21 protein-coding genes are annotated in these 22,110 nt (G+C 72.8%); 9 read left to right on the forward strand and 12 right to left on the reverse strand.

Features of this window, described 5'->3' with window-relative positions; all coding sequences use genetic code 11:
• Positions 1 to 57: 57 nt before the first annotated feature.
• Positions 58 to 1,305, reverse strand: coding sequence for a cellulose binding domain-containing protein (locus AC060K_RS09670; protein WP_483765228.1), 1,248 nt, complete (start codon positions 1,303 to 1,305; stop codon positions 58 to 60).
• Positions 1,306 to 1,487: 182 nt separating this feature from the next.
• Here AC060K_RS09670 and AC060K_RS09675 point away from each other — a divergent pair, with 182 nt between their 5' ends.
• The 6 genes from AC060K_RS09675 to AC060K_RS09700 all read left to right on the forward strand — a co-directional run bounded on the left by AC060K_RS09675 (position 1,488) and on the right by AC060K_RS09700 (position 6,914).
• The gene (locus AC060K_RS09675) at positions 1,488 to 2,150 is read left to right on the forward strand and encodes an ANTAR domain-containing protein (RefSeq protein ID WP_483765229.1); all 663 of its coding nucleotides are present in this window, start codon (positions 1,488 to 1,490) and stop codon (positions 2,148 to 2,150) included.
• Positions 2,151 to 2,220: 70 nt separating this feature from the next.
• Positions 2,221 to 3,099: a sigma-70 family RNA polymerase sigma factor gene (locus AC060K_RS09680; protein ID WP_483765230.1), complete on the forward strand. Its 879-nt coding sequence runs from the start codon at positions 2,221 to 2,223 to the stop codon at positions 3,097 to 3,099.
• A gap of 73 nt (positions 3,100 to 3,172) precedes the next feature.
• Entirely contained in the window at positions 3,173 to 4,393 is a 1,221-nt protein-coding gene (locus AC060K_RS09685; protein WP_483765231.1) for an NAD(P)/FAD-dependent oxidoreductase, read from the forward strand.
• A gap of 212 nt (positions 4,394 to 4,605) precedes the next feature.
• Positions 4,606 to 5,001 carry a PLD nuclease N-terminal domain-containing protein gene (locus tag AC060K_RS09690; protein WP_483765232.1) on the forward strand — a complete coding sequence of 132 codons (396 nt, stop codon included), beginning with the start codon at positions 4,606 to 4,608 and terminating at the stop codon, positions 4,999 to 5,001.
• Between the two features lie 152 nt (positions 5,002 to 5,153).
• Positions 5,154 to 6,287 carry an NAD(P)-binding domain-containing protein gene (locus tag AC060K_RS09695; RefSeq protein WP_483765233.1) on the forward strand — a complete coding sequence of 378 codons (1,134 nt, stop codon included), beginning with the start codon at positions 5,154 to 5,156 and terminating at the stop codon, positions 6,285 to 6,287.
• A 174-nt stretch (positions 6,288 to 6,461) separates the two neighbouring features.
• Positions 6,462 to 6,914, forward strand: coding sequence for an SRPBCC family protein (locus tag AC060K_RS09700; RefSeq protein ID WP_483765234.1), 453 nt, complete (start codon positions 6,462 to 6,464; stop codon positions 6,912 to 6,914).
• Between the two features lies 1 nt (position 6,915).
• Here the strand turns inward: AC060K_RS09700 and AC060K_RS09705 are convergent, their stop codons facing one another.
• The 4 genes from AC060K_RS09705 to AC060K_RS09720 all read right to left on the reverse strand — a co-directional run bounded on the left by AC060K_RS09705 (position 6,916) and on the right by AC060K_RS09720 (position 9,427).
• A complete protein-coding gene (locus AC060K_RS09705) occupies positions 6,916 to 7,842 on the reverse strand; it encodes an MvdC/MvdD family ATP grasp protein (RefSeq protein WP_483765235.1) in 927 nt (308 codons plus the stop codon).
• Positions 7,839 to 8,612, reverse strand: a complete 774-nt coding sequence (locus tag AC060K_RS09710) for a hypothetical protein (RefSeq protein ID WP_483765236.1) — start codon at positions 8,610 to 8,612, stop codon at positions 7,839 to 7,841. The genes AC060K_RS09705 and AC060K_RS09710 overlap by 4 nt, the downstream gene beginning before the upstream one ends.
• Before the next feature lie 2 nt (positions 8,613 to 8,614).
• Positions 8,615 to 8,935, reverse strand: a complete 321-nt coding sequence (locus AC060K_RS09715) for a hypothetical protein (protein WP_483765237.1) — start codon at positions 8,933 to 8,935, stop codon at positions 8,615 to 8,617.
• Between the two features lie 171 nt (positions 8,936 to 9,106).
• The gene (locus AC060K_RS09720; RefSeq protein ID WP_483765238.1) at positions 9,107 to 9,427 is read right to left on the reverse strand and encodes a hypothetical protein; all 321 of its coding nucleotides are present in this window, start codon (positions 9,425 to 9,427) and stop codon (positions 9,107 to 9,109) included.
• A 345-nt stretch (positions 9,428 to 9,772) separates the two neighbouring features.
• On the opposite strand from AC060K_RS09720, the gene AC060K_RS09725 reads away from it, so the two are divergent.
• Positions 9,773 to 10,999, forward strand: coding sequence for a cytochrome P450 family protein (locus AC060K_RS09725; RefSeq protein WP_483765239.1), 1,227 nt, complete (start codon positions 9,773 to 9,775; stop codon positions 10,997 to 10,999).
• Here AC060K_RS09725 and AC060K_RS09730 read toward each other — a convergent pair.
• Positions 10,977 to 12,461, reverse strand: a complete 1,485-nt coding sequence (locus tag AC060K_RS09730; protein WP_483765240.1) for a flavin-containing monooxygenase — start codon at positions 12,459 to 12,461, stop codon at positions 10,977 to 10,979. The genes AC060K_RS09725 and AC060K_RS09730 overlap by 23 nt on opposite strands.
• A 172-nt stretch (positions 12,462 to 12,633) precedes the next feature.
• Here AC060K_RS09730 and AC060K_RS09735 point away from each other — a divergent pair, with 172 nt between their 5' ends.
• Positions 12,634 to 13,860, forward strand: coding sequence for an MFS transporter (locus tag AC060K_RS09735; protein WP_483765241.1), 1,227 nt, complete (start codon positions 12,634 to 12,636; stop codon positions 13,858 to 13,860).
• 117 nt (positions 13,861 to 13,977) lie between these two features.
• Here AC060K_RS09735 and AC060K_RS09740 read toward each other — a convergent pair whose 3' ends face one another.
• The gene (locus tag AC060K_RS09740) at positions 13,978 to 14,835 is read right to left on the reverse strand and encodes an SDR family oxidoreductase (protein ID WP_483765242.1); all 858 of its coding nucleotides are present in this window, start codon (positions 14,833 to 14,835) and stop codon (positions 13,978 to 13,980) included.
• A 92-nt stretch (positions 14,836 to 14,927) separates the two neighbouring features.
• On the opposite strand from AC060K_RS09740, the gene AC060K_RS09745 reads away from it, so the two are divergent.
• On the forward strand, positions 14,928 to 15,326 hold the full coding sequence (locus tag AC060K_RS09745; protein WP_483765243.1) for a winged helix-turn-helix transcriptional regulator: 399 nt from the start codon (positions 14,928 to 14,930) through the stop codon (positions 15,324 to 15,326).
• On the opposite strand, the gene AC060K_RS09750 is transcribed toward AC060K_RS09745, so the two are convergent.
• The 5 genes from AC060K_RS09750 to AC060K_RS09770 form a co-directional block, all read right to left on the reverse strand.
• Positions 15,323 to 15,637: a DUF5808 domain-containing protein gene (locus tag AC060K_RS09750; protein WP_483765244.1), complete on the reverse strand. Its 315-nt coding sequence runs from the start codon at positions 15,635 to 15,637 to the stop codon at positions 15,323 to 15,325. The two genes, AC060K_RS09745 and AC060K_RS09750, sit on opposite strands and share 4 nt — an antisense overlap.
• Positions 15,638 to 15,771: 134 nt before the next feature.
• On the reverse strand, positions 15,772 to 17,385 hold the full coding sequence (locus tag AC060K_RS09755) for a beta-1,3-glucanase family protein (RefSeq protein ID WP_483765245.1): 1,614 nt from the start codon (positions 17,383 to 17,385) through the stop codon (positions 15,772 to 15,774).
• A 44-nt stretch (positions 17,386 to 17,429) separates the two neighbouring features.
• Positions 17,430 to 18,968 carry a cytochrome b gene (locus tag AC060K_RS09760; RefSeq protein WP_483765246.1) on the reverse strand — a complete coding sequence of 513 codons (1,539 nt, stop codon included), beginning with the start codon at positions 18,966 to 18,968 and terminating at the stop codon, positions 17,430 to 17,432.
• Positions 18,958 to 20,325 carry an NAD(P)/FAD-dependent oxidoreductase gene (locus AC060K_RS09765; protein WP_483765247.1) on the reverse strand — a complete coding sequence of 456 codons (1,368 nt, stop codon included), beginning with the start codon at positions 20,323 to 20,325 and terminating at the stop codon, positions 18,958 to 18,960. Before AC060K_RS09765 ends, AC060K_RS09760 begins: the two co-directional genes overlap by 11 nt.
• A gap of 35 nt (positions 20,326 to 20,360) precedes the next feature.
• Complete coding sequence (locus tag AC060K_RS09770) at positions 20,361 to 22,091, reverse strand: FAD-dependent oxidoreductase (RefSeq protein WP_483765248.1); 1,731 nt, start codon at positions 22,089 to 22,091, stop codon at positions 20,361 to 20,363.
• Positions 22,092 to 22,110 lie beyond the last annotated feature (19 nt).

Below are 22,110 nucleotides of genomic sequence, written 5' to 3' on the forward strand. Positions count from 1 at the left end.
TTCGGAGGAACACCGGCCACCACCGCCTGCTCGGCCGAAGCCGGACTGCCAGGCTGCTCAGGCGGGCGAGCAGGTCATGGTCGGCATGGTCGTCAGCGAGCCGTTGAGGTTGAAGCCGAACTGGGCGGTGCCCCCCACGGGCAGCGACTGGTTCCAGGAGACCGGCGTGACGGTGACGATGCCGCCGCTGGTCACCTGCTGGGCGTTCCAGATCTGGCTGATCGTGACGCCCGAGCTGGGCCAGCCCCAGACCAGCTTCCAGCCGCTGATCGGCTGCGGTGTGTTGTTGCGCACCGTCACCTGCACCGTGGCACCCGTGCCCCAGCTGTTGACCGTCGCCGTGGCGGCGCAGGAGGCCGGCGGGGGAGTCGGGGTCGGGGTCGGGGTGGGCGGCGGGTCGACCGTCGGGCTGGGGGTCGGGCTCGGCGTGGGTGTGGGCGTCGGCGTCGGCGTCGGGCTGGGAGTGGGGGTCGGCGTCGGCTCCGGCGACCCGCCGTCGCAGGCGATGGGCTGCGAGCCGACGGCGACGTCGTCGTACCAGAGCGTGTCCGCGCCGGAACCGTAGCTCTCCCAGCCGATCCGGAAGTCCGTCAGGCGGGGGTTCCACGACCCGCCGTTGAGCCACTGGCCGTCGATGTTGTGCGTGGGGACGCCGTCGACGGTGAGGCCGGCGACCTCCTGGCCGTTCATCCGGGTGGTCGTGGTGCCGGCGGCGCCGTCCACGGAGAACTGGACGCAGACCCACTCGTTGGTGGGCAGCGGGCGGCTGAGCGCGACGCCGGCGGGGCTCTGCTCAGGGAGCGTGGCGTCGTCGGACTGGCGGTTCCACTGGATCGCGCCGTTCTGGCCGCCCATGCGCAGGTCGCGGTTGCCGTCGTCGGCGTCCTTCATGGCCAGGAAGGTGACGTGCGCGGTGGGCAGCGCCGTGGTGTGCCGCATCCAGAACCGCGCGTGCCAGCGTGACCCGATCGTGGAGAGGTCCTGAGTGGCACCGACGAACACGTGGTTGCAGTACCCCTCGGCGCCGTTGACCCGTAGCGACTTCGTGCCGCTGTGCGCGACGGTCGTGTCGATCGACGCCGTGCCGGATCCCTGGCAGTCGGGGTACCGGAGCGCCCAGGTGCCGCTCGGCGTGGAGCCGGTCTGGTTCTCGAAGCCGTCGCACAGCGCGGCGGTGCCGCACTCCGCCGCCTGGGCGGGCGGGGCGGCATGGACGAGCGCGACGGTCGCGACCGCGGCGAGCGGCGCCGCCAGGGCCAGGACGACGGCGAAGCCGATCCTGCGTAGTCGGGCGGGGGTGGGCATGGGGTCCTCCAGGTGGTCGGGCCGTCGCACCTGACGGAGACCGCCACGGCGCGGACCCACCCTGGGCACCGCGGGCCGGGACCCCAACCCCTCTCATCGTTTAAGGCGCGACCGGGCGTACGGTGAGATCGTCGGTGAAGGGCAGGACGCAAGGTGGCGCCTGGCGCCGGACGGGACGGGCCATGGTCATCTCCAGCTACCTCCAGGAGTGCGCGATGCGTGCCGCCGCGGTGCTCGGCGCCGACGTGGACGCCAGCATCACGATGCGCCAGAACGGCATGACCCTGCGGGCCGGGAGCAGCAACGACCCCGCGGCGCGGTGCGACCAGGCCGAGGCGCTGGCCGACGACGGACCGTGCAACGACGCGATGGACCTCCGCAAGAAGCAGGAGGTCCCCGACCTCGCGGACGAGGACCGGTGGCCTGCGTGGCGCGAGCAGACCGTCCGCGAGGGGTACGCGGCGGTGCTCGCGGTCCCCGCCGAGGTGGTGCCCGGTCTCTCCATCGCGCTCAACCTCTACTCCCGGACCGTCGACCGGTGGGACTGGCCCCTGCAGCGCGCCGCCGAGGCCTACGCCGAGCTGGTCGCGTCCGCCGTGCGCCTGCACCTGAAGTTTGCCGACCTGGACGATGCCGCGGCCGGGCTCTACCAGAGCATGTCCGACCGGATGGCGATCGAGCAGGCGGTGGGCGCCATCATGGAGGCCAACGGGTGCACGGCCGAGGACGCCCGGCACATCCTGGCGTCGGCGTCCGAGCACCGGAACGTCGCGGAGCGCGAGGTCGCCGAGACGATCCTGCGAGCGCTGGCGCTGGGCGGCCGGGACGACCTCCCCGCCGGGTAGGCCGCCTGTTACCTCGGGCGTCGTGCGATCGTCAGGTGGGTGACAGTGCACGCACGACGGAGGTAGCAGCATGACCGGATCCGGTCCGGACCAGGTGGTGGCGGAGGCGTTCGAGGAGCAGCGTGGGCGCCTCGTCGCGGTGGCGTACCGCATGCTGGGCTCGCGGGCCGACGCCGAGGACGCCGTGCAGGAGGCGTGGCTGCGGCTCGCGCGACAGGACGCCGCCACGATCGACAACCTCGCCGGCTGGCTCACCACGGTGGTGGGCAGGGTCTGTATCGACATGCTCCGGTCGCGCAGGGCGCACCCCGAGGCACCGTACGACGACGTCCTGCCGGACCTGGTCGTGACCGAGGACGACGGCGGGGTGGAGGACGAGGCGGTGCTCGCCGACTCGGTGGGCCTGGCCCTCCTGGTGGTGCTCGAGACCCTGCGGCCCGACGAGCGCCTCGCCTTCGTGCTGCACGACATGTTCGGCGTGCCGTTCGACGAGATCGCCCAGATCGTCGGCAAGTCCACCGACGCGTCGAAGATGCTGGCGAGCCGGGCTCGTCGCAAGGTGCAGGGCACCCGCCGCCCCAGCGACGAGCGCCACCGGCAGCGAGCCGTCGTCGACGCGTTCCTGGCGGCCGCGCGGGCCGGCGACTTCGAAGGCCTCCTCCGGGTGCTCGACCCGGACGTCACGTGGCGCACCCACTCGGCGCGGGGCGTCATCGTCCGGCGCGGGGCCGCCGCGGTGGCCGACCGGGTGCAGAAGGGTGCCCGCTCCAACGCCGTCGCACGCCGGGTCCTCGTCAACGGGGAGCCGGGCATCCTCGCTTACGGTGCGGACGGCACGCCACGTGGCGTGATGGCGTGCACGGTGGTCGGCGGGCGGATCGTCGCGATCCTGTCGACCACCGACCCGGACCGCCTCGCCGCCATGGACCTCCCGGCCCTCCCCGCGTAGCCCTGTTACGTCGGGCGCGGACCGCTCGTCATCCCAGTGACAGACCGACCGTCACGAGTACCCAGGAGCCGACATGGAATCGCGGAAGACCAACCCCACCACCCATGAGGTCGTCGTGATCGGCGGCGGCTACGCCGGTGTCATGGCGGCGAACCGCCTGGCGCAGCGGGACGACGTCGCCGTGTCGCTCGTCAACCCGCGACCGGAGTTCGTCGAGCGGATCCTTCTGCACCAGCTCATCGCGCGGACCGACGACGCGGTCACCGAGTTCCGCGAGGTGCTGAGCGAGCGCGTGCGGCTCGTCGTCGACATCGTGACGCGGATCGACGCGCCGGCGCGGAGCCTGACCCTCGCGAGCGGCGGGACCCTCGGCTACGACCACCTCGTCTACGCGGTCGGCAGCCACAGCGGCGTGCAGGAGGAGGGCGTGCCCGGCGCGGCCGAGCACGCCTACCCGGTCACGAGCCTGGAGGAGGGAGAGCGGCTGGGCGCGGTGCTGGACGCGACCCCGGCGTCGGCCCCGGTGACCGTCGTGGGCGCCGGGCCGTCCGGGATCGAGGTGGCCACGGAGCTGGCCGAGACCGGTCGTTCCGTGACCCTCGTCTGCGGGGACATCCTCGGCCCGTACCTGCACGCGCGTGGGCGACGTTCCGTCGCCGGCCGGATGGCGGCCCTGGGCGTGACGGTGGTGCAGGGGCCCGGTGCGACCGTGACTGCCGTGACGCCTGACGCCGTCGAGCTCAGCGACGGCCGGACGCTGCCCAGCGCCGTGACGATCTGGACGGCCGGGTTCAGCGTGCCCGACCTGGCCCGCCGCAGCGGCCTGAGCACCGACGCGGCGGGGCGGCTGCTCACCGACGAGACGCTGACCAGCGTGGACGACGAGCGGATCGTCGCGGCGGGCGACTCCGCGGCGCCGTCGGGCCTCCCGTTGCGGATGAGCTGTCAGGCTGCGATGCCCCTGGGTGCTCGGGCCGCCGACACCGTGCTCAGCCGGATCGCGGGGCAGGAGCCGGGCACCCTCAACGAGATCTTCGCCGGGCAGTGCATCAGCCTGGGTCGTCACGCCGGGATCTTCCAGTTCGCCCACCGGTACGACGAGGCGATCGGGCTCCACATCGGCGGGCGACCCGGGGCGTACGTCAAGGCGTACGTGGTCAAGGGGACTGTCGATCAGCTCGCCGCGGAGGCGCGCAAGCCGGGCTCGTACCGGCTGCACCGGGTCCCGGGCGGGCCCCGGCGGCAGCAGCGGCTGGCGGAGAAGCGGCGGGATGAGGTGAGGGCGGGCGGCTGATGCCGGGCGCAGCCGTGCCGGCGGTGCGCGGGCGCGGGCGCTGTGATCGGCAGTTTGGTGCGTGTTCGGTAGTTCGAACTGCCGAACACGCACCGAACTGCCGATCGCGTGCGGAGCTGGACGCGATCGCGTGCGGAGCTGGACGCGATCGCGTGCGGAGCTGATGGCGCCGTGTCCTCGGGTGGGGGATTTCGCCCGCTATGCTCCCCGGCATGGTTCGCGTCCTCATCCCGCTCCTGTATGTCGCGCTCGTCGTCTACGCCCTCGTGGACGTGGTCCAGTCGGACGAGGAGGACACCGGCGGGATCGGCAAGGGCCTCTGGATCTTCGCCATCGTGTTCCTGCCCCTGGTCGGCTCGATCGCGTGGATCGTGGTGAGCAGCGGCTCCCGGCGACGGCGCGGCGTCCGCCGGGGGACCGGGTTCCCCGCCGGCGAGGCGGCGCCCGCCCAGTATCAGCGGCGCGAGCGCACCTGGGAGAAGGAGGCGTCGTCGTACGCCCCCGAGGACGACCCCGAGTTCCTGTGGCTCATGGAGCAGGCCAAGAAGAAGCGCGAGCGCGAGGCGCAGGAGCGCGGCGAGCAGGCGGAGCGGGAGCCAGGAGCCTGACCGCGTGATCGGTGGTTCGGTGCGTGATCGGCAGTTCGAACTGCCGAACACGCACCGAACTACCGATCACACGGGAGGCGGGCGGACCGCTCGTGACCTAGGCCACCCGGCGTCCCGGAAGCGGCCGGTCGCGTGGCGGCGTTGCACGTCGTGTGAGCACTCCTGGCGCGGGACCCGAGCCCCTCACCTCGGCTGACGTTGTCGTCATCGGTGCCGGTCAGGCCGGCCTCTCCGCCGGGTACCACCTGCGGCGCCGCGGCTTCGTGCCCGCCGGCCCGGACCCCCGTCCCGGCGCGCCTGCCCTCACCTACGTGGTCCTCGACGCCGAGGACGGTCCCGGCGGCGCCTGGCGGCACCGCTGGCGGTCGCTCCGCATGGCGACCGTCAACGGCATCCACGACCTGCCCGGCATGGCGCAGCCCGTCGTGGACCCGGCGGAGCCCAGCGCTGAAGCATTGCCGCGCTACTTCGCCGACTACGAGCGCACGGTCGGCCTGGGCGTGCTGCGCCCGGTCCGCGTGACCTCCGTGCGCAGGGCCGACGACGACCCCGCCGGCCCGCTCGTGATCGAGACGGACCGCGGCACGTTCTCGGCGCGGGCGGTGATCAACGCGACCGGCACGTGGACCAAGCCCTTCTGGCCGCGCTACCCGGGCCAGGAGACGTTCCGGGGCATCCAGCTCCACACCGCGGGGTACGAGCGGGCGGAGGACTTCGCGGGCAAGCACGTGGCGGTGGTGGGCGGCGGGATCTCGGCCGTCCAGCTCCTGGAGGAGATCTCGCACGTCACGACCACCACGTGGTTCACGCGGCGCGAGCCGGTGTGGCGTGACGACGAGTTCGACCCCGACGCGGGCCGCCGCGCCGTCGCCCTCGTCGAGGAGCGCGTGCGGCAGGGGCTGCCGCCGCAGAGCGTCGTCTCGGTGACGGGCCTGATCTGGACGCCGTCCCTGCGCGCCGCCGCTGCCCGTGGCGTCCTCGACCGCCACCCGATGTTCACGCGCATCGAGCCCGACGGCGTCCGGAAGGCCGACGGCTCCCTCCAGCCGGTCGACGTCATCCTCTGGGCCACGGGCTTCCGCGCCGCACTGGACCACCTGCGTCCCCTGGGCCTGCGCGGCCACGGCGGCGGGATCACGATGGACGGCACGCAGGTGGCCGGCGAGCCCCGGCTGCACCTGATCGGCTACGGGCCGTCGTCGTCCACCATCGGCGCGAACCGCGCCGGGCGGGAGGCGGTGCACCGGATCGTCGCGGCCCTGGGCAGGGTGCCGGCTCTCCGCTGAGGGCTGACCAGGCGATCGTGCACCGTATCCGGCCCGAAACGGTGCACGATCGCCTGGTCGCCCGCAGCGCAACCGACGGTTGCACCTCACGCCCCACCGGTGCTACGTTCATGTGCAACCAATTGGTTGCGCTAGGCCGAACGAGGCGCGGCGCACTGCGACAAGGAGAGAACGATGGTGGACATCCTGCACCGCGTGGGGATCACGGCACCGAAGGACGCCGTCTACGGAGCGCTGACCTCGGTCGACGGGCTGAAGGGATGGTGGACCCTGGAGACCCAGGGCGACGGGACGCCGGGCGGCGTGCTCGAGTTCCGCTTCCCGGCCGTCCCCGGTGGCGGCGGATTCGACATGAAGGTGCTCGACGCGCGACCGTCCGAGCGGGTGCTCTGGGAGGTGGTGGCCGGTCCGGAGGAGTGGGTCGGCACCGAGGTCGTCTGGGACCTGCGGACCGAGGGCGAGTACACGGTCGTCCTGTTCGCCCACCGCGGCTGGCGTGAGCCCGTGGAGTTCATGCACCACTGCAGCACCAAGTGGGCCACGTTCCTCATGAGCCTCAAGGCCTACCTGGAGACCGGCAAGGGCGCACCTGCCCCCGACGACGTCAGGATCAGCGACTGGCACTGAGTCACCGGAGCGATGGTCCCCGCAGGAGATGGCGGACGAGGCTCGCGCTGATCGCCCCTCCGGCGCGGAAGTCGTACCCCTGGAAGCACGGCATGGTGTTGGCCTCCAGGAAGAGCCAGCGTCCGTCGCGCTCGTCGACCTTGAAGTCGATCCCGAGGAGCGGCGCGCCGGTCGCGTCCACGAGGTCGCGGCAGCCGGCCGCGACCTCCGGGGGGCAGGTCGTCGCGGAGAACCGGCTCCCGCCACGGACGCGGCGATAGTCCACGTCAGCGCTGTCGATCAGCTCGGCGAACAGCTCGTGGCCGACGGTGTGCACGCGCACGTCCGGACCGTGCACGCGGCGCTGGAGTTGGACCGGGGTCGGGCGGACGAGGCCGAGCCGCGGCTCGTCGACCGCCGGGTCCCAGGCCCTGGCCCAGGTCTTCGCCGAGCTGACGCCCTTGGACACGACGTCGCCGCCGTGCTCGGCCACGAACGCCCGGGCCCGGCCGGGGTCGTTCGTCACGCAGGTCTCGGGGACGCGGAACCCTGCTCGCACCGCGTGCTCGAGCACGTGGACGGGCTTGCTGAAGCCCGTCTGGTCGGCCGACGGCGGGTTGACCACCGGCGTCCCGGTGGTCGCCACCGCTGTCAGCGTCGCGGACAGCGCGCGCGTCGTCGCCCACGTCCGCTGTGCGGTGGCATCGTCCAGCTCCTCGTGGACCAGGTCCGGGACGCGCACCCAGACACCGGTCGCGTCGGCGAGCCGGACGACCGTGCCCGCCACGTCCAGGCGGCTCGCGGTGAGGTCGTCGGCGTCGAGCACGAAGGCACCCGCCAGGACCACCTGGACGACGTCGACGGCGACGACCTCAGCCCCTGAGCGCCGCAGCGCTGCGAGGCCGTGCAGGAACGTCGGGTCGGCGGCAGATCCCAGCGCGAGGATCATCGGACCGCCTCCAGGATCCCGGCGGCGATCGTCGGCCCGAGGCCCGTGCCCAGCAGGTGCGTCGGCACCGGCCCGACGTCGAGCACCCGGTACCCGTCCCGGAGGTCGAGGACGACGCTCGCCAAGGCCGGCGAGCTCTCGCCGAGGGCGCGCGCGACAGCCTGGCCGACCTCGCGGCGACGGCCCCCGACGAGGTCCGGGCCGGTCGGCCGCGGCACGAGCGTGCGCCGGCCGGCGACGATCACCCGGACCGTCGAGCCCGGCGTGCACGGCGTGAGGTCGACGACGTCGTCGCTCGCCGGTGCCTCGTCGAGGTACTGGCTCGGCGTGCCGTCCGGGCCCGGCCGCACGCACCCGCCCGGGTGGCCGTCGTCGCCTGCGGCTGCCGGGTGCCGGAGCGCCCAGCGGCCCGCCCAGACGGGGGAGCGGTCCAGCCGGAGCCTGTCGACGGTGAGCGTGAGGCCCGACCGGGTGGGGCGCCCGACGACGGGACCGGGGAACGACGCGAGCAGCGCCCACCAGGCGGCGGACTGCTCGGCCCGGCAGAAGGGGTCCTCGTCCTGGGGCAGGGACCGCAGCACCACGGCCCCGACGGGCCGCCCGGCCGCCGTGCGCACCGTGGTCGAGGTCGCCGAGTCGTCCGCGATGGTGAGGTCCCACACCAGACCGGTGAACGACTCGACGACCTCGACCTCGGCCCCGGCGTCGCGCAGCAGGCCTGCGAGGATCGACGCCCCCGGGTCCTGCGCCGCAGCGACGAGTGCCAGCATGGTCAGCGCCGGTGGAGCTGGTCGAGCACGGGCGCGGCGCGGTCCAGGATCGCGCCCCACTCGTCGGCGGCGGGGTTCACCGCGAGCAGCGACCTAAGCAGGACCGAGCCCTCCCCGTCCTCGCTGCCACCGCTCTCGCCGCTCTCGCTGCCCTCGGTGGACTCGCTGCTCTCGCTCGTCTCGCTGGTCTCGCTGGTCTCGCTCGAGTCAGAGGCGAAGACCGGGATGCCCTTCGCCAGGTCGACCGAGATCTTCTCCAGGAAGGCCTGAACCTTCGTGTCGAGATCGCGGCTTGCCACGACCTTCTCGTCCTTGGTGCTCATGATGACGTCCTCTCTCTCGGATGATGCGTGCTCTGGGGTGGCTGCGGTGCGGGCGGTCCGGGCGGCAGGCTGGAGGTCGCCGCCCGTTCGCAGAGCAGCCGCGCTGCGGCCCACGCGTCGTGGGCCAGCGTGCGGACGACCGGGGGCCGGGCGTCCGGGGGGATGAACGGCTCAGCCGGCATCGGCTCGGGCCGCCTGGTTGCGCAGCCGGTCGAGCACCGGGGCGCTCGCGCGCAGGATGTCGGCCCAGACTGCTGGGTCGGGGTCGATGACCGCCAGGTAGTCGTCGAAGAGCTTGCCCTCGCTCATCTCCGAGTTCTCGGACGACTCGGAGGTCTCGCTCGACTCCGACGACTCGGACGACTCGCTCGACTCCGAGTTGAAGCTGATCGAGAAGTCGACCTCACCGAGGTCCTTGACGTAGCCCTCCAGGAATGCCGACACCTTCGCGTCGAGCTCCCGGTCGACGGGACCTTCTGCTTTCGCTGCCATGTCTCTCGCCTCCTCTCGCCGGGCACCTCGGCCGGTGCCCTGTGCACTGGTGGAGAGACCCGGTCTCGAACCGCTGATACCGGCGTGCCGCCCGGTACGGGAGACCTGTGCAGAGAAATGGCGACAAGCCAGGCGGGTGAAACGGCTGACGAGCGGCTTCGACCCGCTGGGCGCGCCGCTCTCGGCGTGTCCCCTCCACGGTGCCCACCTGGGGAGATACCGGTAACCTTCACCACCACGGAGTGGAGCCTGGGGCACCCGTCGGCGTACTCTCGTGACGGTCGCGCCGGTGTGGCAGCCTTCGCGCCGAGCCCGCCGAACATCTCGACAAGGAGCGACTCCCAGGTGGCGAGCACGTACCGCGAGAGGTTGGAGGACATCCCTGACCGGGTGTCGCTGACCGGCCTCACCGGTGCGGACGACGCGCAGGAGGCGCTCGACAAGCTCCGGGCGATGTGGGGCCCGGTGGCCCCGGTCGACCTGGAGCCCGGCGTCCCGGCGTGGCTGGTCATGGACCACCGCGAGATCCTGACGGTCCTGCGCGACGAGCGGGTCTACTCCCGCGACTCGCGCTCCTGGCGGTACCTCATCGAGCGCCGTCTTCCACCCGGCTCGCCGCTCCTGTCCCGGCTCGGGCCGCAGGACAACGCCCACCACCTGGACGGCGAGGAGCAGCGCCGCCTGCGAGCGGCGCTCGCCGACTCCCTGGCCCTGCTGGACGAGACGGTGCTCGCACGCACCGTCGCGGTCACGGTCGACGCCGTGCTGGACCAGCTCGCGCGCCGTGACCGGGCGGACCTGGTCGGCGACTTCGTCGTCCCGGTCACGGTGATGGTCCTGGGGGAGCTCTTCGGCCTCAGCCTCGTCGACTCCCAGCGCATGCACGACCTCGTCGACGCGAAGCACCGGCCCTTCGACGAGGGGCGTGAGGCGGCCGCCGACCAGCTGCTTCTCCTCATCGAGCACGTCGCCGGCCGCGGGGCCGAGCCCGGCGACGACCTCACCACGGCCCTGGTGCAGCACCCGAACCACACCAACGACTTCGAGGTCCAGGCCGCGGTCGTGCTCGCCTTCGACCTGGCGCACGACGCCGAGATCGCGTGGATCTCCGCGACGCTCCACCGCCTCCTGACGGAGCCTGGCTTCGCCGCCCGGGTGCACGGCGGGCGCCTCGACGTGACGGAGGCTCTCGACGAGTCGGCGCGGCAGCGGCCGCCGTTCGCGAACCTGCAGCCCCGCTACGCCCGTGAGAGCACCGAGCTGGGCGGACGGCTCGTGGCGGCGGGCGACGCCGTCGTGCCGTCCGTGCTGGGAGCGGGCGGCGGCGCGCACGGTGCGGCCGTCGGCCAGGACGCGGCGGGCAGCAGGTTCCAGCTGATGTGGGGCGCCGGCCCGCACGGGTGCCCGGCGCAGCGCGCGGGGAGCCTGATCGGCCGCGTGGTGGTGGAGCGGGTGCTGCACCGCCTCCCCGGCATGACCCTGGCGATCGACCCGAGGGACGTGGAGCTCCGCCTGTCGCCCTGGGCCCGCTACCCGGCGAGCCTGCCGGTCAGCTGGACACCTTCTCCTTGAACCGGCCCACCATCCCCCGGTAGGCCGTGGGGTCCACCGGCAGCAGCCACTGCTTGACCTTGGTGACCGGGCCGACGTTCACGCCGACGTCGTCGAGCGTCTCGTCGATGTTGTGCATCGAGAACGGGATCACGCACGTGCCGCGGGCGTGCCGTCCCTGGGTGCGCTTCTCGCTCCACACCAGGCGCGCGGCCACCTGCCGGCGGCGGTCCTCGACGGGCGGCAGCGTGACCTTGCCCGCGAGGTAGGCGCCGATCCAGACGGCGCCGGCCTCGGCGCTGAGCGGGCTGAAGTACGACGAGTTGTACCCGGCGAAGGTCAGGTTGGGCACGTCGTGCGGAAGGATCTGGCGCCACAGCTCGAAGTTGCCGTCGTCGTCGTGCAGGCGCCGCTGGAGCTTCTCGTCGAAGAAGCCCACGCGCTGGTGCCAGCCGGTGCCGCAGACCACGAGGTCGGCCGCGACCCGGCTGCCGTCGGAGAGCTCTGCGAACGGCTTGCCGTCCTCGGCGACGAACCGGTCGATCACGGCGTCGCGGTGCACCACGATGTCGCCGGCCGCGATCTGCTCGAAGAACCCGGTGGTCGCGAGCGAGACGGTGTGCCGCGCGATGTCGGTGAACTCGCCGTGGGGGAGGAGGCCCAGCTTGCGCAGCCGCAGCTGCCGCGTGGTCACCCCGGCGACCGTCGCGACCATCCCGCGGGTGACGAAGCTGCCCTTGCCGTGGAGGAACTTCTCGATCCCCACGGGCTGCTCGTACTTGAAGAGCCCCTCGCCGAGCCGGGTCAGGAGCAGGTACTTGAAGTTGAGGAAGCCGCCGATCCGCTTCGGCATCTTCCAGAGCAGGTTGCGCGCCACCACGCGCGTGCTCGCCGCGATCGGACCCAGGGCTGTGGCGATGTCGCACGCGGACTTGCCGTAGCCGACGACGAGCACGTTCTTGCCGCGGGCCGACTCGAGGTCGTTGAGCTGCGACGGCGCGATCAGCTTGCCGCCCGCGCGGACGAGGTCCGGGTAGCCGTCGTAGCGGGGGTAGCTCGGGTCGGAGAAGATGCCGTTCGCGACCACGAGGTGGTCGAACGGCTCGGCGGGTCCGACGGCGCCGCCGGCAGGGCGTGACGTGACGAGCCAGCCGTCCTCGGCGTCGGTGAGCTCTGCCCGGACCACCTCGGTCGACAGCCGGATGCTCGGCGCGAGGCCGAACAGCTCGACGTACCGCTCCATGTAGGCCTGCACCTGCTCGCCGGTGGGCCACTCCGGATAGTCGCGCGGCATGCGCAGGTCGCTGAAGGTGTACGAGTCCTTGTTGTTCTGGGTGGTGAGGCCCGTGTAGCGCCGGGTCCTGCTCCAGACGCCACCGACGTCGGGCGCCTTCTCGAACACCGTCACGTCGTGACCGAGCTCCAGCAAGGTCTTGAGCGTGGCCAGTCCCGCGAAACCTGCGCCGACGATGGCAATCCTCACGAGCACCCTGCTTTCGTCCGAGACGATCGGTGTGACATTCCGGTCGAAAGGGTAGCCAGGTCCGGCCCGTCGGGAAAGTCTTCGCCGTGATCCGCGCCATTCAGGGAAATGGGCCCCTGGGCGTGTCGGAGGGTTGACCTTGACATCAGTGTCAAGGTTTACGGTCGCTGACATGGAGACCCACGACCTCGCCACGCAGTCCGGCGCAGCCCGCGCCGAGCCTTCCCGCGCACCGCAGGCGCTTCCCTGGCCCACCCTGCTGGTGCTCGGTGCCACGACGCTCCTCATGGTCACCGCCGAGATGCTGCCGACAGCGGTGCTCGCACCGATGAGCGCGGGGCTCGGCGTGGCCGAGTCGAGCACCGGGCTGCTCGTCTCGCTGTGGGCCGGAGTCGTGGTGGTGGCAAGCTTCCCGCTGGTCCGGCTGGCCCGCAGGTGGGACCGCCGTGCCGTGATCGCCGGCGCCATGGCGGTGGGTGCGCTCTCCGCCGCCCTGACGGCCCTGGCTCCCACCTACCCCGTCGTGGTCGGGGCGCGGCTGCTCGGTGCGGCGGCTGTCGGCCTGCTGTGGGCCACCGTCAACGCCCATGTGGCCGACCTCGTCCCCGACCGCCTGCTCGGCCGGGCGGTGTCGGTGGTGCTCGGCGGCGCCACGCTCGGCATGGTCGTCGGGACCCCGGCGGCACGCCTCGTGGCCGACGTCGCCGGCTGGCGCGCGGCCTTCGGCCTCCTCGCCGCGCTCAGCCTCGTCGCCGCGGTCGCTGTCCGGGTGGTGGTCGCCCCGGTGCTCCCCACCCAGGGCGGGCCGACGACGGAAGGCGGGCCCTCCGCCGTCGGGCGACGGCTTCCCGGGCTGCTCCTGGGTGTGACGGGGCTCGTGGCGCTCGTCCTGGTGGGGCACTACGGCGCGTACACCTACGTGACCCGGCTGACCGAGGGTGCCGCGGTCGCACTGCCTGGCGGGACCAGCTCGGTGCTGCTGCTGTTCGGGCTCGCGTCCGCCGTGGGGGTGGCGCTGGCCGGGCGGTTCGGGGAGCGGACGAGCCTGGCGCTGGTGGTGAGCGTCGCGGCCACCGCGCTGGCCGTGCTGGGCCTGGGGGTCGACGCGGGCGCGGCGGCCGGGCTCGTGGTGGTGGTCGCCTGGGGCGTGGCGTCGGGCGGGCTGCCGCCGCTGGCCCAGACGCTGATCCTGCGGATCGCCGGCCCCGAGCGCAGGAGCTTCGCCGGGGCCCTCATCCCGGTGCTGTTCAACGGCGGCATCGCGGTGGGCGCGGCCCTGGCGTCGGCGCTCGTGGGGGTCGCGGGGGTCTCCGCCCTTCCCGTGCCAGCAGCCGCGGTGGTCGCCCTGGCGGCGGCCGGCCTGGTCGTGCTGGGAGTGAGGGCGCGTTCGGCCGGATGACGGGGCGCGGGGTGCCGACCAGGTAGGTGTTCCCTCACCGGTGCCGACCAGGTAGCTGTGGCCCGTCCGACGCTCGGACGGGCCACAGCTACCTGGTCGTGGTGCTCGGGGTACCCGTCAGGCCTGCGCCGTGCGGATCGCGTCCGCGAGCGGGGTGACCGGCCGGCCGAGCAGACGGGCCAGGTCCTCGCTGCTGGTCTCGAGGTCGCCGGCGGCGATGGAGGCGTCGAGCGCGGCGACGAAGCCCGCGGTGCCGGCGTCGAGCCCGGCCTGCTGCAGCTCGGCCGCGTAGTCGTCGACGGAGAGGTCGCGATACGTCACGGTGGTTCCGGTGACCTCGCTGATCGTGGCGGCAAGGTCGGCAAAGCCGAAGGCCGGGCCGCCGAGCTCGAAGACGCTGCCGTCGGCCTCGTCGGAGAGGAGCGCGGCCGCGGCCGCCTCCGCGTAGTCGGCGCGCGGAGCGCCTGAGACCTTGCCGCCGTCCGCGGCGCCGACGATCTCGCCGCTCTGCAGGTACTGGCCGAGCCGGTCCGTGTAGTTCTCGGTGTACCAGCCGTTGCGCAGCAGCGTGAACGGGAGGCCCGAGGCGCGCAGCACCTGCTCCGTGCCCTGGTGCTCGCCGGCGAGCGGGTTCGAGGTCTGGTCGGCGTTGAGGATGCTGGTGTAGGCGACGCGGCCCACCCCGGCGGCCTTGGCGGCGTCGATGACCGCCGTGTGCTGGGCGACGCGCTGCCCGGGCTCGCTGCCCGAGACGAGGAGCAGGCGGTCCACCCCGGCGAGCGCCGCGGCCAGCGTCTCCGGGCGGTCGTAGTCGCCCTCGCGGACGTCGACGCCGCGGGCCGCGAGGTCGGCGGCCTTGCCGGGCGTCCGGACGACGGCGACCACGTCGGACGCGGGGACGCCCCGGCGCAGGAGCTCCTCGACGACGTGGTGCCCGAGGTGACCGGTGGCTCCGGTGACGGCGTAGGTGGTCATGACGCTTCTCCTTGGATCGGGCAGTGGCTAGCGGAAAGCACTAACGAATCCACAGTACGTTCCATTCCCCGGTGCCGCGCTATCCTGGGGTGATGGCCACCGACCGGGATCCCGCCCAGGCCCTGGTGACCGACGTCTTCGCCCGGGGGTGCACGTCCCGTGCCGCGTTCGAGGACGTGACCTCGAAGTGGGCCTCCCTGGCGCTGCTCGCCCTCGGGGAGGGCGGCTACCGGTTCAACGCCCTGCGCCGCCGCGTGGAGGGCGTCAGCGAGAAGATGCTGTCGCAGACGCTCCAGGCGCTCGAGCGCGACGGCATGGTGGTGCGCGAGGTCGTCACCACGATCCCGCCCCGGGTGGAGTACACCCTCACGCCGCTCGGGGTGCAGGTCGCCGAGCGGCTGCGCTCGCTGGCCGACCTCCTGGAGGAGTCGGCCGCCGAGGTCGAGGCCGCCCGGGCCGCCTACCCGCCGCCGGACCGGGCCCGCGGCTAGCGCGCCGACCCGAGGCCGATCTTCTCCTTGGCCACGGCCGTGACCTTGCCGGCGTTGACGGCCCAGCCCACCCCGAAGACCCTCGGGCCGACGACGTGCTCGGCGTCCGGGTTCCAGAGCCGCTCCCGGGCGCGGGCGAGCGTCGGCATGCGGAAGTCGTACGGGACCACGCTCGCGATCCTGCCGTTCCAGGTGCGCTCGCCGGCGGGGGTCCGCAGCTCCTTGACGAGCGCGGCCACCGTCAGGGCGATCGTCACGAGGCCGACGAGCTTCTTGAGCCCGCCGCGCTTCTTCGTGCCGTGGTGTGTCATCCGGTCCTCCTGTGTCGTCGGCATGGGTGCGCCCCCTCGCAAGCCATCCTGCGCCGCTCCGCGGCACCTCGCCCTCCGACGACGAGACGGCCCGGCCCCCCGAGGAGGGAGCCGGGCCGCCGGTTGTCAGCTGCTCAGAAGGTCCACCGCTGCTGGGCGGCGCCGTTGCAGGTGCGGATCTCCAGCCGCTGGCCGTCGTGGAGCGGGGTGCCGCCCACCGCGGCCAGGCACTTGCCCGACTGCGGGTTGACGATGGCCTGCGTGCTCGCCTGGTAGGTCCAGCTCTGCGCCCCGGTGGAGTTGCAGGTCCAGAGCTGCACGGCGGCGCCGTCGGCGGTGGAGCCGCCGGAGACGTCCATGCACTTGCCGAGCGCGCGGATCGTGGTCCCGGTGCGGGTCCACGTCTGGGCGGCGTTGCCGCTGCAGTTCACGATCTGGAGGGGGTTGCCGTCGAACGGGTCGGCCCACGGCACGTCCACGCACATGCCGTTGGACGCGCGGACAGGACCGGTGCCCTGGGGCAGCGAGGCGCCACCGCCGCCGCCCGACCCGGAGATCGGCGTCGCGGTGCCGGAGAACGGGTCGAGCTTGATGTACGCCGCGGTGGGGTTGCCGTCGTGGACGAGCGACTCCTGGGCCAGCACGTCGTCGAAGGCGAAGGCGTACGCCTTGCCGTTCGCCATCTGCTGGTGGATGAACTTGGCGTAGTAGTTGGTCGTGGCGTCCTGGTAGAAGTTGGACGTGCTCGTGCCCGGGTGCACGGTGCCCAGCAGGAGCGTCGAGCGGTTGAAGCCGGCGCACAGGGTGCGAGCGATCGCGCCGATGTCGTTGTTGGGCGCGGCGAGGTCGCGGTAGCACCCGAAGATCGAGTCGCTCGACGGCTTCGGGAAGCTCGTGACGAACGCGCCAGACGTGTTGGTGAAGTTCATGACCCCGTTCTGCACGCGGCCGAAGAACTGCTTGCTCGGGTCGTACCCGTAGGGGGCGACGGTGAGCGTCTCGGTGGAGTACTTGGACCAGACCCGGTCCACGTACGACGCCATGACGTTGGAGGCGATCTGCCCGGTCCCGACGCCGTGGCCCGGCGACATCACGCGGAGGAGGCTGCCGTCGGGCGCGCGCTGCGCCAGGTTGGACCAGCCGGGGGTGCCGGCCAGCGCGTTGACGACCGCCTGGTAGCCGTCCGGCTTCAGCATGCCGGTGCTGATGACGGTGCCGTCGGCCTTGCGCAGACCGGTCTGGTACGGCGCGGAGAAGAAGTCGACCTGGGTGCTGTTGATCCACAGACCCCCGTCGTTGAGCGTGTACTCCGTCCAGTTGAAGAGGATGTTGCGGTTCGGGTCGCTCGGGTTCTGCACGGCGGGCTGGACCAGCCGGCCGTCGTTGACGATCTTGAACACGAGCTTGCTGCCGTACGAGAAGTACACGCGCCCGGAGAGCTTGGGCAGCTGGATGGTCATCGACTGGCCGTTGGCGGGGCCCACGATGGACGCGTCCGGCGCGTCCACGGGGGTGGCCCCGACCGTGGGCCACGGGTGGAACGTCCCGGAGGCGTCGGCCCAGCCGAGGCGACCCCCGGTCTCGCCGAGCACGTACACGTACACGGGCCCGGCACGGCCGGAGTCGTTGGTGATGGTGAGCGGGATGGTGCTGGGCACCGCGGTCGCGGACGGGGTGGCGGCGACGAGCGTCGCGGCCACGACCGTCAGCGAGGCGAGGGCCCCGAGGAGACGTCGGAGTCGGGTCATGGATTCCTCCTGTGATGACCACACTGTCAGCGGACAGTGCGATGTTAGGTAGGAACCCTCCCATTTGTCACTAGTTTCGTGGAAACGCTCTCTTGGCCAGTTTCCGCCACATGCCCTGTCGAGAAGCCCCGAGCCAGCGCGGCGCGCAAACGCTCTCGCGGCGACAGGCGTCCGTCGTCGGCCCGGCGGACCGGGCGCGGCGCGACCGCGCGGACCGTCAGGACCGCCTGCTCCGCCGGCGACGCCGGCTCGTGGATCTCCGCGTACCCGCCGTTCGCCAGCCGCACGATCCGCCCGGTCTCGTGACCGTGCTGGGCGATCTCCCGGTCCTTGCGCTGCAGGCCCACGCACACGCGGCGCGTCACCTCGAACGCCACGGGCGGCCCGACGACGAGCGCCACCTGCAGGGCCGTGATGACCGACTCGAAGCTCAGCCGGAACTCCGTCGAGACGATGTCGGCGCTCGCGGCGCCCCAGAGCACGCCGTAGAAGACGATGCCCGCGACGCCGATCCCGGTCCGCGCGGGGACGTTCCGGGGGCGGTCCAGCACGCGGGGGTCCGCGACGTCCTGCGTGACCCAGCTCTCCACGTACGGGTAGACGATCACCGCCAGGAAGTAGGCGCCCACGACCGCCAGCGGCGCGAGGATCGCGAACGTCCAGGTCCACCCCAGCCACTCCGTCTCCCAGCCGAGGGGCACGAGCCGCAGGGCACCGTCGAGGAAGCCCATGTACCAGTCGGGCTGGCTGCCCGCTCCGACGTCGCCCCCGGACGTGGGTCCGTAGGCCCAGATGGGGCTGATGGTCGACGTGGCCCCCAGCAGCAGGAGCACCGCCGCCGTGATGAAGGTCAGGCCGGCGGCGCGCAGCGCGGCGTCGGGCCAGAGGCGCAGGCCCAGGGTGGGGCGCACGGTCGGCGCGGGCGCAGGCGCGGGGTTCCGCAGCCCGACGACGGCGCGGGCCACCAGCAGCACCGCGATCAGCGCGGGGGCCACGACCGCGTGGACCGGGTACAGGTTCTCGACGATCTCGCCGGGGAAGCGCCCCCCGAACAGCCAGGTGACCAGGGTGGTGCCGACCACCGGGATGCCCAGCATGACGCCCTCGACGATGCGCAGGCCGGTGCCCGACAGCATGTCGTCGGGCAGCGCGTACCCGCTCCAGCCGCCCAGGAGGACCAGGAGGAACACGCCGACCAGCAGCACCCAGCTCAGGCGCCGCGGCCCGCGGAAGCCGCCGGTGAAGAACATCGAGAGGATCTGCAGGATGACGGAGGCCGGGAGCACGATCGCCGCCCAGTGGTGCGTCTGCCGCACGAGCAGGCCGCCGGGCTGCTCGAAGGAGATCTCCATGGTCGAGGCGAACGCGCGGCTCACCTCCGTCCCGACGAGCGGGGCGTAGCTGCCGTCGTAGACGACGGTCTCGCTGGAGGGCGTGTAGGTGGTCGCCAGCAGGATCCCGGTCACCGCCAGCACGAGCAGGCAGGCGAACGAGACGACGCCGAAGAGGTGCGTCCAGTGCAGGTGGACCCTGCGGTCGGCGAGGCGGCGGGCGAGGCGGTCGGCGAGGCGGTCAGCGCGCATCGGTCGCTCCGACCGGCTCGGGCACGGCGGCCGGGTTGAGCACGTCCGGGTCGCCCCCGGCGAGGAACGCCGCGCGCGGCTGCTGCACCGTGGGCAGGGCCACGATGTCACGGCCGAAGAGGAAGGCCGCCGTCCACACCAGCAGCACACGGACCTTGCGCTCCCAGGTCGGCACCGCGAGCACGTGGTACCCGCGGTGAACCAGCCAGGCCAGCGGGCCCTTGACCACCAGCGGGCCGGACTGGAAGACGCCGTGCCACATGCCGAGGGTCGCGATGGTGCCGAGGCTGTGGTGCTTGTAGGGCCGCACCCGCCGGCCGCGCAGGTCGGCGACGAGGTTCGCGGCCAGGAGCTTGCCCTGCCGGACGGCGTGCTGGGCGTTCGGCACCGTGCGGGCGCCAGGGACCGGCGACGCCAGGTCGGGCACCGCCGCGTTGTCGCCTGCGGCCCAGGCGTCCGGGACCGGTGCCTCGTCGGTGCCGATCCGGAGGTCGGCGCGGACCTGGACGAGGCCGCGCTCGTTGACGGGCAGGTCCGTCTGACGGGCGACGACGGGGTTGGTGCCGTTGCCCGCAGCCCAGACGAGGAGGCCGGTCTCGAAGGACTCGCCGGTCGACAACAGGACGCGGCCCTGCTCCGCCGACACGACCTGGGTGTCGAGGTGGACGTGCCCGCCCCGCTTCTCGAGGTGGCGCACCACCCAGCGCCCCGGGCGGGCAGTGACCTCGGGGAGGATGCGGTTGCTCGCCTCGACGAGGTGGTACGACAGCTCGTCGGAGGAGATCTCCGGGTACGAGCGCAGCAGGCTCGTGCCGAGGCTGAGGAGCTCGCCGAAGGTCTCGACTCCGGTGAACCCGCCGCCCACGACCGTCACGGTGAGGAGCCGGGCCCGCTCCGGGCCGGGCGGGAGCGCCGCCGCCCGGTCGAACGCGAGGAGCAGCCGGTCGCGGATCGCGACGGCCTCCTCGACGTGCTTGAGGCCGATCGCCTCGTCGGAGAGCCCGGGGATGGGGAAGGTACGGGTGACGGCGCCGGCGGTGACGACGATCGTGTCGTACCCGATCGTGTGCGGGTGCCCGTCGGGGGTGCGGACCGTGACCGTGCGGTGCGCGTGGTCGATGGCGGTCGCGTGGCCCGTGACGAGCCGGGTGCGGCGCAGGTGGGACCGGAGGGACACGGCCACGTGGCGCGCCTCGACGGAACCTGCCGTCACCTCGGGCAGGAAGGGCTGGTAGGTCATGTAGCCGCGCGGGTCGACGAGGGTGACCTCGGCCTCGCCGCGGCGGAGCCGCTTCTCCAGCTTCCATGCGGTGTAGAAGCCGGCGTAGCCGCCGCCGACGATGAGAATTCTTCGCATCTCTACCTCCTGTGGTCGTGCCGATCGGTCTCGGGTCACTCGACGAGCTTCCCGGCGGACGAGACGTCCTGGATGAGCGCTGCGATCTCGTCCGGTACGGGAGGGATGGCCTCACGCACGACGCCGGTCTCCGGGGACCAGACGAGGTTGACCTGGAGGGCCGGGTCCAGGTCGGGGAAGTCGGACCGGTTGTGGCAGCCGCGGGTCTCGCGCCGCTCGCGCGCCGCCTCGAGCGTGGCGCGGGCCGCGAGGAGCGCGGCCCTCAGGTCGAAGGCGTGCGCGAGGTCCTGGAAGCCGGCGATGTCGGGATGCACGCCCACGTGCTCGGCGCGCCCCGCGATCTCCTCGAGCTCCCGCAGGCCGGTCGTGAGCCCTACCTCGTCGCGGACCACGCCCGCGTGCTCGGTCATGGTGTCGCGGACGGCGCGCTGCAGGGTGCGGACGTTCTCGTTCCCGTCGGCGGCGAGGAGGTCGGCGACCTCGGCGCGAGCCTGGTCCTCGGCGTCGTGCGACCGGTGCTGCGACTCCAGGCCTGCCGAGTACGCCGCGGCGGCGCGGCCGACGACGCGGCCGAACACCAGCAGCTCGATCAGGGAGTTGCCGCCGAGCCGGTTCGCGCCGTGCAGGCCGCTGGACGCCTCGCCGATCGCGTAGAGGCCGGCCACGTCGGTGCTGTGGTCCTCGGGTCGCACCCAGACGCCGCCCATCGAGTAGTGCGCGGTGGGGGCGATCTCGATGGGCTGGGCGGTGATGTCCAGCATCTGCAGCTCGAGCAGGGTCTGGTAGACCCGCGGCAGGCGGCTCATGATGGTCTCGCGCGGCAGGTGCGAGACGTCCAGCCAGACGCCGCCCTTCTCCGTGCCGCGTCCCTCCTTGATCTCGGTGTACGCGGCCAGCGCCACCCGGTCGCGGGTGGAGAGCTCCAGGCGCTCGGGGTCGTACCGCTCCATGAAGCGCTCGCCGAGCGCGTTGCGGAGGTGGCCGCCCTCGCCACGCGCCGCCTCGGAGACGAGCGTCCCGGCGGCGTTCTCCGGCTCGAGGATCCCGGAGGGGTGGAACTGGACCAGCTCCGGGTCGCGCAGCCGGGCGCCCGCCTCGACGGCGAGGCGGAACGAGTCGCCAGTGTTCTCGTCGCGCCGCGAGGACGTGCGCCGCCAGATGCGGTTGTGCCCTCCGGCGGCGAGGATCACGGCGTCGGCGTGGATCAGGTACCGCGTGCCGTCCGTGAGGTCGAAGCCGTACGCGCCGAACACGGCGCCGTCGCGCACGAGGATCCTCGTGACGTACACGGAGTCGAGGACCGGTACGCCGAGGCGGGCCGCCCGGTCCACGAGCACGCGCTGGATCTCCAGGCCGGTGTAGTCCCCGGCGAACGCGGTGCGCCGGTACGTGTGGGCGCCGAAGAAGCGCTGGGAGATGCGGCCGTCGCGCTCCCGGGCGAAGGCCATCCCGTACCGCTCGAGGTCGGCGATGCCCTGGGCGGCTCCCCGGGCCACGAGCTCCACCGTGCGGGGGTTCGCGAGGTAGTAGCTCTCCTTGATGGTGTCGGCGGCGTGCTGCTGCCAGCTGTCCGCCTCGTCCATGGTGCCCAGCGCGGCGTTGATGCCGCCCGCGGCCAGGGAGGTGTGGGCGTCCAGGCGGGGCCGCTTGCCCAGGGCCAGCACGTCGACGCCCTGCTCGGCGAGCTCGATCGCCGCCCGCAGGCCGGAGCCTCCGGTACCGATCACGAGCACTGACGTGGAGATGCGCCGTTCGGTGGTCTTCATACCCACTAGACCGAACGGG

It is taken from the genome of Antribacter sp. NEAU-D49, assembly GCF_057158775.1.